We start from the raw sequence: 15,099 nt of genomic DNA on the forward strand, positions 1-15,099 counted from the left end.
GGCCTGGTGGGTCTGACAGGTCCGGTGCGGTGGATGGGTCTGCTGGGGATCAGCTTCGGCATAGCGGAGGGGTGTGGGCTCGGGCTGCCGGGGGCGCGGAGGGGATGGTCGCGCACCTCGGGCCGGTGAAGTCGGAGCTCGCGGCGGCGCACGAGGGCCTGCTCGCCGGTACGGCCGGGCTGAGCGCCCTTGCGGAGCTGGGGAGCGTACGGGAGTCGTGGGAGCGGCGCTTCGAGTCCGCGCGCCGGGAGTGCGGGTCCCTGGCGGGGAACCTGCGGGGCGTCGCACGGGCCCAGGGCGAGACGAACGAGACCGTGAAGTCGTCCTTCACACCCGTGGCGAGGCCGGAGTGGGGAGTCGTACGTTGACGCCGCCGCCGAGTTCCACGCTGACCTGGGCACAGTTACGGGACCTGAGGTGCGCCGAGCTGGAGGGCGCGGCCGACGGATGGGGAAAGGCGAGCAACCGCGCCGACGCCGGACGGGACCGGATCGAGAAGCAACTGCTGAACGGCCTGCGCGAGACCCAGCGCGGCGCGGCGGCGGACGCGGCGGTGGGCAGGCTGCGGCAACTGGGCCAGAACCTGCAGTACGTGTACACGGAGTGCGGTCTGGTCCGTACGGCGCTGAACAGCCTCGCCCACGAGATGAGGGCCCAGCAACGGGCGTTGCGGGAGGCACTGGACGACGCGGAGGCGCTGAGGTTCACCGTCCACGCGGACGGCTCGGTGACGTACCCGGAGGCCGGGGAGGGCCTGGTCGACGGTAAGCCGTTGCCGGGTGGCACGGCCTCGGTGACGGCGTCGCCGGGACTGCTGCCGCCGTCGGGGCTGGTGGCGCCGAACCCGAACGCGGGCAAGGCCCAGGACATCGCGGACCGGGTGACGAAAGCCGTACGGACAGCCGCCGAGATCGACTGGCGGTTCGCCGGAATCCTGCGGGACCTGAAGGCCGAGGAGGGCCTGAAGGTCCCGGACCGGACTTGGACGGACGCGGCGGGCGACGCCGCAGCGGTACGGGACGCGGCGCGCGGCTACCTGAAGTCGGGCATCCCGCTCGACGCGAGCCCGGCCGCGCGCAAGGCGTGGTGGGCGGGCCTGACGGACGAACAGCGCGAGGAGTACCTCGCGGTGTACCCGGACCAGATCGGCAACCTGGACGGCATCCCGGCCCTGGTCCGCGACACGGCCAACCGCGACAACCTCCAACTGCTGATCGGCAAGCTGGAGGGGCAGGACGATGAGGACGCGGAGACGAAGCTGGCGGGGCTGCGAGAGATCGACCGGCAACTGAAGGAGGGCCGGCAACCGCCGATGTACCTGCTCGGCATCGGGGACGAGGGGAACGGCCGCGCGATTGTCTCGTACGGGAACCCGGATACGGCGCGAAATGTTTCGGCATACGTTCCTGGGTTGAATACGTCGTTGGATGAGGACTTCGCGCAAAATGACCTCAAGCGGGCGCGGGATACGGCTATTGGGATGCAGCAGCATGATCCGTCGAGTGCTGGCATCGTTTGGCTTGGGTACGATGCGCCGCAATCGGTGGACGGATTTGACAGTCTCGACGTAATGGGAGATGAGAGGGCTGAGAGAGGTGGAGGTGCCTTCAATCAGTTCATGGATGGAGTTTCGGTTACGAATGAGGATGACGATCCGCATATGACAGCAATCGGTCATTCGTATGGATCACGCACTGTGGGGGCGGCCACTCAGCAAGGAGGTGGGATTCCAGGGGTCGACGACATCGTTCTGGTCGGAAGCCCCGGCGTTGGTGTGGATCGAGCGGAGGACCTTGGAGTTGGCAAGGAGCATGTTTTTGTAGGTGCGGCAGAGAACGATATCGTGACCAAGCTTCCATCGAAGCAGCAGGCTGCTTTCGGTGCCGCTGCTTTCGCCTTTGCAGGACCGGCGGGTTCGTACCTGGTCGGCGATGTCGCAGACCAGGGGGATGACGAACTCTGGTTTGGTAAAGACCCGGCGAGCGAGGCATTCGGGGCTAAGCGTTTTCCCGTGGAGGATGGCCCGAAGGTCGTTGGCGGCAATGGTCTATCGATTGATGCGCATTCTCAATATTTCGATCCAGATCGAGATGCTTCATCGGCTAACAGCATCGCACTCGTCGCTGCTGGGCAATCGAATCGGCTTAAGGCGGAGGAGCATCGATGAGAATTCGTTTTCTGGTGTGTGGGATCACGGCGATTTTGGGCTTGGTACTTTCTGGCTGCGTAAGCAGCGACAAGAGGGCTGATATGGACATGCAAGACGCCGCAGGGCATGCCGACGAAATTATGGATGCGACGTTGGCGAGCATTGATCCAGTCGTTCAATGGACTCACGGCCCCACGACCACAGGATCCTGTGCTGTAACACGCCGCAGAGCCGTAATGACTATTGTTTCCGATGGGCGGCGAGGTAGCTTCTTAGGATTGGTCGAGAGGGCCTGGAGGAAGCGTGATTACAGGATCAAAGGTGTTAATAATGATCGGGACTCACCCGCTATCTACGCCCAATCGGGCGGCGGTTTCGGAGTGAGCCTGGTCTTTGGGGGCGGCCAAGCCTTCTTCGAGGTGGACAGTCCCTGCGTGGAAGAGTCCGAAGTGGCGGAGTCGACGACGCCGCCCAACGGTCCGTCCTACGAGGGTGTCTACCCTCTGCCCCGCCCCAACGTCCGCTCCGACTTCTGGTCCGCCGGAGCGCCCTGATGCTCCATCAGTGACCCCGATGACTCGCACACACCGTCGAAAACACCCATGAACCCGTCCCCGATGGGGGAAGGTTGAGGGGTGCGGAAATTCTGGTTGGTGGGTGGGATCGGCGTCGGGGCCGCCATGTGCTTCGTGGCGTTGCTCGTTGTCGGTACGTACTCCGCCGCAGCCGGCCTCGGGGGCGGCGGTGGCGGGGCTGTCGGGCTGGCCAAGGGGGCGGTGCCGGCCAAGTACCAGCCCCTCGTGGAGAAGTGGGGCAACCTCTGTCCCGCCATCAACCCCGCCCTCCTGGCCGCCCAGCTGTACCAGGAGAGCGGCTGGGACCCGGGCGCCAAGAGTCCGGCCGCCGCGCAGGGCATCGCGCAGTTCATCCCCGGGACCTGGGCCGGACACGGCATCGACGGGGACAACGACGGCGACCGGGACGTCTGGGATCCCGCCGACGCGATTCCGTCCGCCGCGTCGTACGACTGCGAACTGGCCGGGTACGTGAAGAAGGTTCCGGGGGACGCGACCGACAACATGCTGGCCGCCTACAACGCGGGCGCGTACCGGGTGATCAAGGCGGGTGGGGTCCCGGGCATCTCGGAGACCGAGAACTACGTCAAGATCATCCGGTCCCTGGAGAAGAGCTTCGCCAAGCCCGTGGGCCGGGTGCAGCCCTCTCAGCAGGCCGCGGGTGCCATCTACTTCGCGCAGAAGAAGCTCGGGACGAAGTACCTGTGGGGCGGCAACGGCACGGCGGAGCAGGGCGGGCGGTTCGACTGCTCGGGGCTGACGCAGGCCGCGTACCGGACGGTGGACATCGAGCTGCCTCGGGTGGCGAACGACCAGTACAACGCCGGACCGCACCCCTCGCGCGACGAGTTGCTCCCCGGTGACCTGGTGTTCTTCTCGGACGACCTGGCCAACTCGCGCGCCATCCACCACGTGGGCCTGTACGTTGGCGGCGGGTACATGATCAACGCGCCGTACACCGGTGCCGTGATCCGGTTCGACAAGATCGACTCGCCCGACTACTTCGGTGCGACACGCGTCACAAAGGACGGTGCCGCGGCCCTTCCGACCACGCGGCCGGCCGCCTGACCGGTGGGCGGCGGTGGCCGGAACTCTCTGTGAAGCCTGGGCCCTGAGCTGCGACGATGAGTCACTCTTCGATAACGTCATGGTGATCATTCGGTGGAGAGTGGAACGTACGCACGGAACGCGTCGTTCTCTGGTTGGACCGGGGTAGCGGCCACTGACCGAGCGTCGTCCCACGTACGTGATCGAAGCGAACACGGGGGTTCGTCAATGCGGTGCACATGGGTGTGTGCCGCGGTATCAGCAGCAGACAAGGCAAGGGGCCGCGGCAGATGGCTGGACTCGCACTGGATGGGTCAAACCCCGACGTCAGCCTGCTCTACGACATCAACGGGCTCGCCAAGTCCGCTCCCACCTGGTTCGACAAGGTCATGGAGTTCATCGGCGAGTACGGGATCATGCTCGGCATGGTCCTGGTGGTCCTTTGGTGCTGGTGGAGTGCCCGTCGGCGCGGGACCCCCGAGGACTCGGTGACGGCTGTCGCCGGAATCGTGTGGGCGCCGCTCGCCGCGGGCATCGCCCTGCTGATCAACATCCCGATCCGCGGATTCGTCGAACGGCCGCGGCCGTTCAAGGACCACCAGGGCCTCGAAGTCCTGGTGGACGGGAAGAACGACTTCTCCTTCGTGAGCGACCACGCCACGATGGCGATGGCCCTCGGCGTCGGGCTCTTCGTGGCGAACCGCAAGTACGGCATCGCGGCGATCGGGCTCGCGTTGCTGGAGGGTTTCTGCCGGATCTACATGGGCGTTCACTACCCGACCGACGTCATCGGCGGATTCGCCCTCGGCACGGCTGCGGCGCTGCTGCTCGCCCCGCTCGCGATGATGCTGCTGGCTCCCCTGGTGGGTGCCGTCTCCCGGTCTCCCCGGGCGGCCAGGCTCGTACGGTCGCGCCGGGCACTGTCCGCGGCGGGGACCGAGAGCCGGGGCGACGCGCTCGGGATCCCCGAGCCGCGGCCGGGCTCCGGCGGCGGCGGTGACGGCGAGAAAGGGCTCGCGGCGTAGGAACGCGGAGTCGCGACGCGAGCTGTGACGTGGAGCCTCGACGCCGAGCCGCGACGCGGAGTTGTGACGCGGAGCTGTGACGCCGAGTTGTGAGGGGCCTCCGGGCGGGGCTTTCCGCCCCGCCCGGAGGCCCCCGGCCGTTCAGAGCGACTGCGGGTACGTGAAGGCGCCGTCCGGGTCGTACCGCTTCTTCACCTCGGCCAGTCGGGCGGCCCCCGTGCCGTAGTAGGCGTTCCGCCAGTCCGTCAGTGCCGGGTCCGCGTAGTTCTGGTAGGCCGCTCCGGATGCGTACCGGCGCAGCGCGGAATGGGTGTCTTTCAGCCAGTTCTGTTGCGGGCTGCCCGATGTGCCGGGGCGCCAGGCGCCGATGTACTGGGCGAGCACCCGTGAGCGCCGGTGGACGAACGCCGTGGCCTTCGGGTCCACCCGGTTGATGGCCCCGCCCAGCGCGGTGAGCGCGATCGATCCGCCGCCGCCCTGGGCCGTGTCGAGCCGGGTGAAGGCCTCCGTCCGGTCGAGGAGGGCCTGGACGCCGGCCGGGGGCAGCGCGTGGTCGTAGAAGTCGGACGCGGCGGCGTACGTCTCGCGCTGGAGCGTGCCCTGCGAGGTGCGGCCGGGGGTGGTGCCCGGGAGATGGCACTGGGCGTCGGTGATGCCCGAGCAGCCCGCGTACACGAGCATCGCCTCCTGGTAGCTGCGGCGGCGCAGCGAGACGGAGGAGGCCGGGGCGCCGATCTTGTCGGCGAGGCGGTCGACGGCGTTCTGCAGATCGCCGTACGTGCCGAGGCTGAAGGCCGAGACCGTCACGGTCGGGTTTCCGCCGCCGGGGCCCGCCGCGAGGTGTGCGGAGGACCAGATCTCGTCCGGCTGGTCCGGCCCCCACTCCTGCCAGGCGGTGACGACGGACCGGGCGCGCGACCAGGGCCAGGACATGTACGCGGTGACGGTCTGTGGGGCCGGGCGGGTGCGGAAGCGGAGTTCGGTGACGACGCCGAAGTTGCCGTTGCCCGCTCCGCGCAGCGCCCAGAAGAGGTCCGAGTGGTGTTTGGCGTCGGCGGTGAGGGTCTTGCCGTCGGCGGTGACGATGGTCGCGGCGGTGAGGCTGTCGCAGGTCAGGCCGTATGCGCGGGCCGCGACACCGTGGCCGCCGCCCAGGGTGAGGCCGGAGATGGCGACCGTGGGGCAGGAGCCGCCGGGGATGGTGACGCCGTGCGCGGCGAGGCCCTGGTAGACGTCGAGGAGCCGGGCGCCCGCGCCGATCGTGCCGTCGCCGCCGACGCGGGAGAGTGACGAGACGTCAATGACGAGCCTGCCGTTGCCACTCGACCAGCCGCCGTAGGAGTGGCCGCCGCTGCGGATGGCGACGGGCGTGGAGCTGCGCCGGGCGAAGGCCAGGCACTCGCGGATGTCGGCCTCGTGCCGGACGTAGGCGACCCCGGCCGGTTTCTGGTTGTCGTAGCGGGTGTTGTAGAGCTGACGGGCGGTCGGATAGGCCGCGTCGTCGGGGCGTACGACGGAGCCGTCGAGGCTCTTGGCCAGCGCGGGCCAGTCCGCCGGGCCGGAGGGCGCGGTCGTCGACGGGGACGCGGAGGCGCCGGTGGGTGTCGGTCCGCCCGTCGTCGTGGCCGGGGTCGAGCCGCCGGTGGGTGTGGAGGAGCCGGTGTCGTCGCAGGCGGTGGCGGTGACGCCGGTGAGTACGGCTGCGGCGCCCGCGGTCAGGACGGTGCGTCGGTTCGGCAGGGTCATCGGACCTCCGGGGTGGGGGGAGCGGGGCCTCGTGGGGTGCGGCCGGTGGTCCGGGTCAGGGGGCGGCGCGGTGTGCGTCGGCGTCGGCGCGGGCCCGGTCGCGGGATCTGCGGGCCGGTCCGGACCAGCCGCAGCCGCATCGTGCGGTGCAGAAAGAGCCGCGTTCGACGGTGGTGGGTTCGTGGGCGGGCCGGGCCGGTGGGACGGCCGGTGGAACCTCTGCGGTGTGTTGGTCATACACGCGTCCACGGTACTGGGCGGGGCCGTCCGGCGGTGAGGGGTGGGCGGGCGGCGTTACGGGGGACAGGGGCAGTCGTTATCCGGAACGGGTGGGGGGCTCGGGCAAGCGGCACGGCGTTGGGGGTTGGCAGGCGATGGTGGTGCAGCAGCACAGATCCGGAGGCGGGGCGCGCGCTGTGTGCGCCCTCGCCGCGATGGGCGTGATGGCGGCGGCCGCCGGCTGCTCCGGCGGTGGCGGCGACCGGGCCGCGGCCGACGACCGGGCCGGGCCCGGAGCCGTCGAGGCGGTGCGGCAGGCGGCCGCGGTACTCACCGGGGCGGACGCCGGTGACGCGTCCTCCGCCCGTGTCACCGGGAAACCCGGCGGCAAGGACGGGGCCGAGGGCTCGCCCGCCCAGGCTGGGGCAAGAGCCGGCGCGGGCACGAGGGCCGGTGCGGGCCGGAAGGCCGGTGCGGGCACCACCGCCAAGGTGAACACGTCGATGGAGACGGCGGCGGGCGGTACCCGGGTGACGATCAGGGGCCGGGGGACGTACGACTTCCGCAGCCGGTCCGGGCGGCTCAAGGTGGTGCTGCCGCAGGACGCCGTGGGCAAGGAGGAGCACCTGCCCATCACGGAACTGCTGGCCCCCGGCGCGCTCTACATGATGAACCGCGGCGCCGGGGTGCCCAAGGACAAGTGGGTCCGGATCGACACGACGGCCCTGGCCGACGGCAACCTGGTGACCGGCGGGGCGACCGATCCGATGGCCGCGGCCGAGCTGCTGCTCGGGGCGCGTGCGGTGACGTACCTGGGCGAGAGCGATCTCGCCGGGGTGACCGTGCGGCACTACCGGGGGACCACCGACATCGGGCGGGCCGCGCGGCAGGTGCCGGCCGCCTCACGGGGCGCGCTGACGGCGGCGGCGAAGGGGTTCCGTACGGACACCGTGCCGTTCGACGCGTATCTGGACGAGCAGGGGCGGCTGCGCAAGGTGCGGCACCGGTTCAGCTTCGCCAACGAGGGGCCCGCGGTGGAGGTGGTGTCGACGACCCTGCTGTACGGGTTCGGGGGCCCGGTGTCCGTGAAGATCCCGGCCGGGCGCGATATCTACACCGGTGAGATCCGGCAGGGGCAGCAGCCGTGACCGCCACGGACGGGACCGCGGTGGAAGGGACCTCGCCGGAGGCGGCGGACGGAGTCGGCCAGGGGCTGTTCCGTAGGCATCTCGCTGAGGCGAAATGGTCCGTCCGTGCCATGCGCGGTGTGTGGTGCGCTCCCTACCCTAGGAAGTCGGCGACGGCAGTGAGAGGTGAGTGACGTGGTGACGCTCAGCGCACGGACCGTATCGGACCATGTGGCACTCGCCGAGATCGAGCTGTGCGGGGAGCTGATGATCGCGGCGTCGGCGGCGATCGGGGAACGCCTCAGTGCGGACCGTATCGACGAGGTGCTCGATGTGAAGGTGGTCACTGAACGCACCACCGTCCCCCGGCAGGGAGAACACCGGGGCTGACGGGGGGCGGACAGGCAAGGCGGGGGCGCGGGGGCAGTACCCCGCGGGGCAGCGCGCCGGTAAGTACGCGGGAGTGCGCCAGGGTGCGCGGGAGTACGTGGCAGTGGCTCAGGTGCGCAGCAGCCGGGCGATGGCCTTGGTGGCCTCCTCGACCTTCGCGTCGATCTCCTCGCCGCCCTTGACCGCCGCGTCCGCGACGCAGTGCCGCAGGTGCTCCTCCAGCAGCTGGAGCGCGAAGGACTGGAGCGCCTTCGTGGACGCGGAGACCTGGGTGAGTATGTCGATGCAGTAGACGTCCTCGTCGACCATGCGCTGCAGGCCGCGGATCTGGCCCTCGATGCGTCGCAGGCGCTTGAGGTGCTCCGCCTTCTGATGGTGGTAGCCGTGGATGCCCCGGTCGTGGTCGGTGACGATCTCGACCGCCGGAACGGTGGCGTCCGCCGGGGTCCCGGCGTCCGTGGTGTCCTGCGACCGGTCCGCCCCGGTGGCCTCGGTGGTGGTCATTGCTGCCTCCCGTTTTCCCTTTACCCTGCCGTTTATATACCCCTGGTGGGTATATCCTAACGAATTCAGCTGAAACGTGACCGGGGTCCCGTGCTGATCACTGTGCCTGATGCGCGACACTGAAGAATGCCGGTTAGCCGTGGCCGGATGATGCGCCTAGCATCAGCCTGACCGAATCCAAAGCATCCCGAGGACCCCACGTGCGCTTTCGTCTGACCCCCAGGGAGACGAGCTTCTACGACATGTTCTCCGCGTCTGCGGACAACATCGTCACGGGCTCGAAACTCCTGATGGAACTGCTCGGGGCGGATTCTGCCTCCCGAGTCGAGATCGCGGAGCGTATGCGGGCAGCGGAGCACGCGGGGGATGACGCCACCCACGCGATCTTCCACCAGCTGAACTCCTCCTTCATTACGCCGTTCGACCGCGAGGACATTTACAATCTCGCATCGTCGCTCGACGACATCATGGACTTCATGGAGGAGGCAGTCGACCTGGTCGTGCTGTACCAGGTCGATGAGCTCCCGAAGGGTGTCGAGCAGCAGGTCGAGGTGCTGGCACGGGCGGCGGAACTGACCGCCGCGGCGATGCCGAACCTGCGGACCATGGACAACCTCACCGAGTACTGGATCGAGGTCAACCGCCTGGAGAACCAGGCCGACCAGATCCACCGCAAGCTGCTCGCGCAGCTCTTCAACGGCAAGTACGACGCCATGGAGGTGCTGAAGCTGAAGCAGATCGTGGACGTGCTGGAAGAGGCTGCCGACGCATTCGAGCACGTCGCGAACACGGTGGAGACCATCGCGGTCAAGGAGTCCTGAACCACGTGGACACCTTTGTACTGGTCGTGACCATCGGCGTCGCGCTCGGCTTCACGTATACGAACGGCTTCCACGACTCCGCGAACGCCATCGCCACCTCGGTCTCCACCCGGGCGCTCACCCCGCGTGCGGCGCTGGCCATGGCGGCGGTGATGAACCTCGCCGGTGCGTTCCTCGGCAGCGGGGTCGCCAAGACCGTCAGCGAGGGCCTGATCGCGACGCCGGAGGGCGACAAGGGGATGGGAATCCTCTTCGCCGCGCTGGTCGGCGCGATCATCTGGAACCTGGTCACCTGGTACTTCGGCCTGCCGTCGTCGTCCTCCCATGCCCTGTTCGGCGGCATGGTCGGCGCGGCGCTCGCGGGCGGGACGCTGGTGCACTGGGACGGGGTGCTCGACAAGGTCGTCATCCCGATGTTCATCTCGCCGGTGATCGGCCTGGTGGTCGGTTATCTGGTGATGGTCGCCATCATGTGGATGTTCCGTAGGTCCAACCCGCACAAGGCCAAGCGCGGTTTCCGGATCGCGCAGACGGTGTCGGCCGCGGGCATGGCGCTCGGTCACGGTCTCCAGGACGCGCAGAAGACGATGGGCATCGTGGTGATGGCCCTGGTCATCTCCGGCCACGAGACGTACAGCGACCCGATCCCGGTCTGGGTCAAGCTCGTCTGCGCGCTGATGCTGTCGCTCGGTACGTACGCGGGCGGCTGGCGCATCATGCGTACGCTCGGCCGCAAGATCATCGAGCTGGACCCGCCGCAGGGCTTCGCCGCGGAGACGACGGGGGCGTCGATCATGTTCGGCTCCGCGTTCCTGTTCCACGCGCCGATCTCGACGACGCACGTCATCACCTCGGCGATCATGGGTGTGGGCGCCACGAAGCGGGTGAACGCGGTGCGGTGGGGTGTCGCGAAGAACATCATCCTGGGGTGGTTCATCACGATGCCGGCCGCGGCGCTTGTCGCCGGCGCCAGCTACGGGGTTGTCGTCCTGTTGTTCGGATGACGGTGGTGGGCGGGTGCCGGGTGCGTCCGGCCGACGCTTTGTCCTCAATCGCCGGACGGGCTTGAGGGTGCTGGACGGGCTTGAGGGTGCTGGACGGGCTTGAAGGTGCCGGATTGGCTTGATCTGGCTTGGTCATGTGGGTCCGCCCCGCTCTCTTGTGGAGAGCGGGGCGGACCCTTCGCCTTGTGGTGGCACCGCCATGCAGCACCCCAAGGCCGTCTGTGGGAGTGGTCCGGCTCAGCCGAAGCGGCCGGAGATGTAGTCCTCCGTGGCCTGGACCGACGGGTTGGAGAAGATCCGCTCCGTCTCGTCTATCTCGATCAGCTTGCCGGGCATGCCGACCGCCGCGAGGTTGAAGAACGCGGTGCGGTCCGAGACCCGTGCCGCCTGCTGCATGTTGTGCGTCACGATGACGATCGTGAAGCGCTCCTTCAGCTCGCCTATCAGGTCCTCGATGGCGAGGGTGGAGATCGGGTCGAGGGCGGAGCACGGCTCGTCCATCAGCAGCACGTCCGGCTCGACCGCGATCGCGCGGGCGATGCACAGCCGCTGCTGCTGGCCGCCGGAGAGACCGGAGCCGGGCTTGTTGAGCCGGTCCTTGACCTCGTTCCAGAGGTTCGCGCCGCGCAGCGACTTCTCCACGATGTCGTTCAGGGCGCTCTTGCGGTAGCTGCCGTTCAGCCGCAGGCCCGCAGCCACGTTGTCGAAGATCGACATGGTGGGGAACGGGTTCGGGCGCTGGAAGACCATGCCGACCGTGCGGCGCACGGTGACCGGGTCGACGTTCGCCCCGTACAGGTTCTCGTCGTCCAGCAGCACCTTGCCCTCGACGCGGCCGCCGGGGGTGACCTCGTGCATCCGGTTCAGGGTGCGCAGGAAGGTGGACTTTCCGCAGCCGGACGGGCCGATGAAGGCGGTCACGGAGCGGGGCTCCACGGTCATCGAGATGTCGTCGATCGCCTTGTGGGCGCCGTAGTAGGCCGAGAGGCCACTGATGTCGATGCGCTTGGCCATCTGAATCACTGCTTTCCGCCGGCCTCAGCGGCCGGTCTTCGGGGCCTTCCAGCGGGCGATGCCGCGGGCCACCAGATTGAGGATCATGACGAAGGCGATCAGGACCAGGGCGGCGGCCCAGGCGCGGTCGTACGACGCGGTCTCGCCGATCTTGTACTGCTCGTAGATGTAGAACGGCAGTGAGGACTGGGCGCCTTCGAAGGGGTTCGGGTTGATCAGCTGGCTGCCGAAGACCAGCAGGATGATCGGGGCGGTCTCGCCGGCGATCCGGGCGATGGCGAGCATGACGCCGGTGGCGATGCCGCCGATCGCGGTCGGCAGGACCACCTTCAGGATGGTGCGCCACTTCGGGATGCCGAGGGCGAGGGAGGCCTCGCGGAGCTCGTTCGGTACGAGCTTCAGCATCTCCTCCGTGGAGCGGACCACGACCGGGATCATCAGGATCGTCAGGGCCAGCGCGCCCATCAGGCCGGAGGGCTCCAGGCCCGCGATCAGCATGATCGAGAGGATGAACAGACCGGCGACGATGGACGGGATGCCGGTCATCACGTCGACGAAGAAGGTGACGGCCCTGGCGAGCGGGCCCTTGCCGTACTCCACCAGGTAGACCGCGGTGAGCAGGCCGAGCGGGGCGGAGATCACCGTGGCGATGCCGACCTGTTCCAGCGTGCCGATCAGCGCGTGGTAGACACCGCCGCTGTCCTCGGAGCCGAGCACACCGGCCATCGAGTGGGTGAGGAAGTAGATGTCCAGGCGTCCGGAGCCCCGGCTGACGGTCGTCCAGAGCAGCGAGGCCAGCGGGACGATCGCGATCAGGAAGCAGACCCACACCAGGCTGGTGGCGAGGCGGTCCTTGGCCTGTCGCCGGTTCTCCACGACGCTGGTCGCGACGTACGAGATCACCAGGAAGAACAGCGCGGAGACCAGGCCCCACTGGACGCGGCTGTGCCAGCCGGCGGCCGCGCCGAGGCCGACGCCCAGGGCGATCGAGACGGCGGCGAAGCCGAGCGGTGCCAGCCGGGGCAGCGTACGGCTGCTGAGGCTGTTGCGCCGGGCGGGCGGTATCGACCTCTGCCGGTCCTGGACGCTGGTGGGTGAGTGGCTCATGCGTTGGCCCCCGAGTACTCCTTGCGGCGGGCGATGATGAGCCGCGCGGCGCCGTTGACCAGCAGGGTGAGGACGAAGAGGACCAGGCCGGAGGCGATCAGGGCGTCACGCCCGAACGCGTCGGCCTCGCCGAACTTCGCGGCGATGTTCTGGGCGAACGTCCCGCCGCCCGGGTTGAGCACGTGCAGCGAGATCAGGAAGTTCGGGGACAGCACCGTGGCGACGGCCATCGTCTCGCCGAGCGCCCGGCCCAGGCCCAGCATCGACGCGGAGATCACGCCGGAGCGGCCGAAGGGCAGCACCGAGAGGCGGATGACCTCCCAGCGGGTGGCGCCGAGCGCGAGCGCGGCTTCCTCGTTCATCTTCGGGACCTGGAGGAAGACCTCGCGGCTGACGCTGGTCACGATCGGCAGGATCATGATCGCGAGCAGGATGCCGACGGTGAAGAGCGAGCGGGCGACGCCGACCTCGGTCTTCTCGAAGATGTACGTCCAGCCGAAGAACTGGTCGAGCCAGAGGTTCAGGCCTTCGAGGTACGGCACCAGGACGAGCGCGCCCCAGATGCCGTAGACGATGCTGGGCACCGCGGCGAGCAGATCGACGACGTACGCGATCGGGCCGGCCAGCTTGCGCGGCGCGTAGTGCGAGATGAAGAGGGCGATGCCGACAGCGATCGGAACCGCGATGAGCATCGCGATGATCGAGCTGACGACGGTCCCGAAGAGCAGGACCGCGATGCCGAAGACGGGGGGACTGCCTGCCGGGTTCCAGTCGAAGGTGGTGAAGAAGTTGCCTTCGTCCTCGGAGATGGCGAGGGCGGCGCGGTAGCTGAGGAACACGGCGATCGACGCCATGAGCACGAGCAGCAGGATGCCGGAGCCCTGTGACAGGCCCAGGAATATCCGGTCGCCGAGGCGCCCGGCCGGCCGGGGGCGGGATGGCCCGCCCGGCCTGGCCGGTGGTGTCTCTGTCTGTGTGGTGGAAGCCATGGTCTTTCCGGTCTGTGTGGGGGAGCGGAGCGCTCCCCTGGCGGCGGTGCACCGGATGGGGGTGGTGGTGGCCGCCGGTCCGGAGGGGTGTGCCGGACCGGCCGCCTGTTGCGTGTGTCTCTGCGTGTTACGTGTTGCGTGTTGCGTGTTGTGCGGTCGGGTTACGAGAGGCCGGAGACCGTCTCGCGGACCTTGGCGTTGATGGCCTCGGGGATCGGGGCGTAGCCGGCGTCGGTGAGGATCTGCTGGCCCTCGGTGGAGGCGGTGTAGGTCAGGAAGGACTTGACCGTGCCGAGGGTGTCGGCCTTGTTGCCGGTGTCGCAGACGACCTCGTACGTCACCAGGACCAGCGGGTAGGCGCCCTCGGCCTTGGTGGTGTAGTCGAGGTCGAGCGCCAGGTCCTTGCCGGTGCCCGCGATCTTGGCGGCGGCGATGGCCTTGGAGGCGTTCTCGGAGGAGGCCTTGACCGGGGCGGCGCCGCCGGTGTTGATGTCGACCGTGGTGATCTTCTGCGAGGCCGCGTAGGAGAGCTCGAAGTAGCCGATCGACCCGTCGACCGCCTTCACCTGGGTGGCGACGCCGGAGGAGCCGGACGCGGCCTGGCCACCGGGGGCCGGCCACTTCTTCTCGGCCTCGTACTTCCAGTCGCTCGGGGCGGTGGCGGCGAGGTACTTGCCCAGGTTCTGGGTGGTGCCGGAGTCCTCGGAGCGGTGGAAGGGCTGGATGGCCTTGTCCGGGAGCTTGGCGCCGGGGTTGAGCTTGGCGATCGCCTGGTCGTTCCACTTCTTGATCTTCGTGTCGAAGATCTTGGCGAGGGTCGAGGCGTCCAGCGTCAGGCTGTCGACACCTTCGAGGTGGAAGCCGACCGCGATCGGGCCGCCGACCATCGGGAGGTTGATGCCCTGGCCGGTCTTGCAGGTCTTCTTCGAGTCGGCGACCTCCTCGGGCTTCAGCGCCGAGTCGGAGCCGGCGAAGCCGACGGTGCCCTGGTTGAAGGCGACGATGCCCTCGCCGGACGAGGAGGAGTTGTAGTTGATCTCCACGCCGGAACAGGCGGCCATGTAGTCCTTGACCCACAGGTCCATGGCGTTCTTCTGGGCGCTGGAGCCGGAGGCGCGCAGCTGGCCCTTGGCGCCGTCGCACTTGACGTTCGAGGCGGCCTTCGTCTTGCCGCCGCTCCCGCCGGTGTCGCCGCCGCTGTTGTTGTCCGAACCGCACGCCGTGAGGACCAGGGCGCCGGAGACGGCGAGGGCACCGAGCGCGGTGGCACGAAGCCGGTTCTTGCGCTGAAGCTTCACTTTCGGGTGTTCCTTCCAGGAGCCGCCGCGATTGATGTCGTTCTACGACGGCGTGCGAGGTGATGGGTGGTGCGGAAGTCATTG

At 68.6% G+C, this 15,099-nt stretch carries 16 protein-coding genes; 9 read left to right on the forward strand and 7 right to left on the reverse strand.

The genetic code is table 11. The features are described 5' to 3' along the window. Window positions 1-104 precede the first annotated feature (104 nt). The 5 genes from OG892_RS21595 to OG892_RS21615 all read left to right on the forward strand — a co-directional run bounded on the left by OG892_RS21595 (window position 105) and on the right by OG892_RS21615 (window position 4,796). Window positions 105-368: a hypothetical protein gene (locus OG892_RS21595; RefSeq protein ID WP_073733203.1), complete on the forward strand. Its 264-nt coding sequence runs from the start codon at window positions 105-107 to the stop codon at window positions 366-368. Next, the gene (locus OG892_RS21600) at window positions 365-2,167 is read left to right on the forward strand and encodes an alpha/beta hydrolase (protein ID WP_371630009.1); all 1,803 of its coding nucleotides are present in this window, start codon (window positions 365-367) and stop codon (window positions 2,165-2,167) included. Before OG892_RS21595 ends, OG892_RS21600 begins: the two co-directional genes overlap by 4 nt. Further along, a complete protein-coding gene (locus OG892_RS21605) occupies window positions 2,164-2,703 on the forward strand; it encodes a hypothetical protein (RefSeq protein WP_371630010.1) in 540 nt (179 codons plus the stop codon). The genes OG892_RS21600 and OG892_RS21605 overlap by 4 nt, the downstream gene beginning before the upstream one ends. A gap of 126 nt (window positions 2,704-2,829) precedes the next feature. Then, window positions 2,830-3,792 carry an NlpC/P60 family protein gene (locus OG892_RS21610; RefSeq protein ID WP_371631667.1) on the forward strand — a complete coding sequence of 321 codons (963 nt, stop codon included), beginning with the start codon at window positions 2,830-2,832 and terminating at the stop codon, window positions 3,790-3,792. Window positions 3,793-4,061: 269 nt separating this feature from the next. Then, the gene (locus OG892_RS21615) at window positions 4,062-4,796 is read left to right on the forward strand and encodes a phosphatase PAP2 family protein (RefSeq protein WP_371630011.1); all 735 of its coding nucleotides are present in this window, start codon (window positions 4,062-4,064) and stop codon (window positions 4,794-4,796) included. Window positions 4,797-4,937: 141 nt separating this feature from the next. Here the strand turns inward: OG892_RS21615 and OG892_RS21620 are convergent, their stop codons facing one another. Further along, window positions 4,938-6,542, reverse strand: coding sequence for an FAD-binding oxidoreductase (locus OG892_RS21620; protein ID WP_371630012.1), 1,605 nt, complete (start codon window positions 6,540-6,542; stop codon window positions 4,938-4,940). A gap of 55 nt (window positions 6,543-6,597) precedes the next feature. Then, a complete protein-coding gene (locus tag OG892_RS21625) occupies window positions 6,598-6,783 on the reverse strand; it encodes a hypothetical protein (RefSeq protein WP_073733105.1) in 186 nt (61 codons plus the stop codon). Between the two features lie 133 nt (window positions 6,784-6,916). Between OG892_RS21625 and OG892_RS21630 the strand changes: the two genes are divergently transcribed. Together OG892_RS21630 and OG892_RS21635 are read left to right on the forward strand one after the other, a co-directional pair. Further along, window positions 6,917-7,909 carry a hypothetical protein gene (locus OG892_RS21630; protein ID WP_371630013.1) on the forward strand — a complete coding sequence of 331 codons (993 nt, stop codon included), beginning with the start codon at window positions 6,917-6,919 and terminating at the stop codon, window positions 7,907-7,909. A 174-nt stretch (window positions 7,910-8,083) separates the two neighbouring features. Next, the gene (locus OG892_RS21635) at window positions 8,084-8,278 is read left to right on the forward strand and encodes a hypothetical protein (protein WP_073733104.1); all 195 of its coding nucleotides are present in this window, start codon (window positions 8,084-8,086) and stop codon (window positions 8,276-8,278) included. A 108-nt stretch (window positions 8,279-8,386) separates the two neighbouring features. Here OG892_RS21635 and OG892_RS21640 read toward each other — a convergent pair whose 3' ends face one another. Then, complete coding sequence (locus tag OG892_RS21640) at window positions 8,387-8,782, reverse strand: metal-sensitive transcriptional regulator (protein WP_073733103.1); 396 nt, start codon at window positions 8,780-8,782, stop codon at window positions 8,387-8,389. Between the two features lie 200 nt (window positions 8,783-8,982). Here OG892_RS21640 and OG892_RS21645 point away from each other — a divergent pair, with 200 nt between their 5' ends. Further along, window positions 8,983-9,603: a DUF47 domain-containing protein gene (locus tag OG892_RS21645; RefSeq protein ID WP_024493297.1), complete on the forward strand. Its 621-nt coding sequence runs from the start codon at window positions 8,983-8,985 to the stop codon at window positions 9,601-9,603. Between the two features lie 5 nt (window positions 9,604-9,608). Continuing rightward, window positions 9,609-10,607, forward strand: coding sequence for an inorganic phosphate transporter (locus OG892_RS21650; protein ID WP_073733102.1), 999 nt, complete (start codon window positions 9,609-9,611; stop codon window positions 10,605-10,607). 237 nt (window positions 10,608-10,844) lie between these two features. Here OG892_RS21650 and pstB read toward each other — a convergent pair whose 3' ends face one another. From pstB to pstS, 4 genes are all read right to left on the reverse strand, one after another. Further along, window positions 10,845-11,621 (reverse strand): phosphate ABC transporter ATP-binding protein PstB, encoded by a 777-nt coding sequence (gene pstB / locus OG892_RS21655; RefSeq protein WP_371630014.1) that lies wholly within the window; start codon window positions 11,619-11,621, stop codon window positions 10,845-10,847. A 24-nt stretch (window positions 11,622-11,645) separates the two neighbouring features. Continuing rightward, entirely contained in the window at window positions 11,646-12,728 is a 1,083-nt protein-coding gene (pstA, locus tag OG892_RS21660; RefSeq protein WP_327338166.1) for a phosphate ABC transporter permease PstA, read from the reverse strand. Further along, the gene (gene pstC / locus OG892_RS21665; protein WP_073733099.1) at window positions 12,725-13,717 is read right to left on the reverse strand and encodes a phosphate ABC transporter permease subunit PstC; all 993 of its coding nucleotides are present in this window, start codon (window positions 13,715-13,717) and stop codon (window positions 12,725-12,727) included. The genes pstA and pstC overlap by 4 nt, the downstream gene beginning before the upstream one ends. A 161-nt stretch (window positions 13,718-13,878) precedes the next feature. Then, complete coding sequence (gene pstS, locus OG892_RS21670) at window positions 13,879-15,015, reverse strand: phosphate ABC transporter substrate-binding protein PstS (RefSeq protein ID WP_371630015.1); 1,137 nt, start codon at window positions 15,013-15,015, stop codon at window positions 13,879-13,881. Window positions 15,016-15,099 lie beyond the last annotated feature (84 nt).

This window comes from Streptomyces sp. NBC_00341 (assembly GCF_041435055.1).
In the GTDB taxonomy this organism is placed as follows: Bacteria; Actinomycetota; Actinomycetes; order Streptomycetales; family Streptomycetaceae; genus Streptomyces.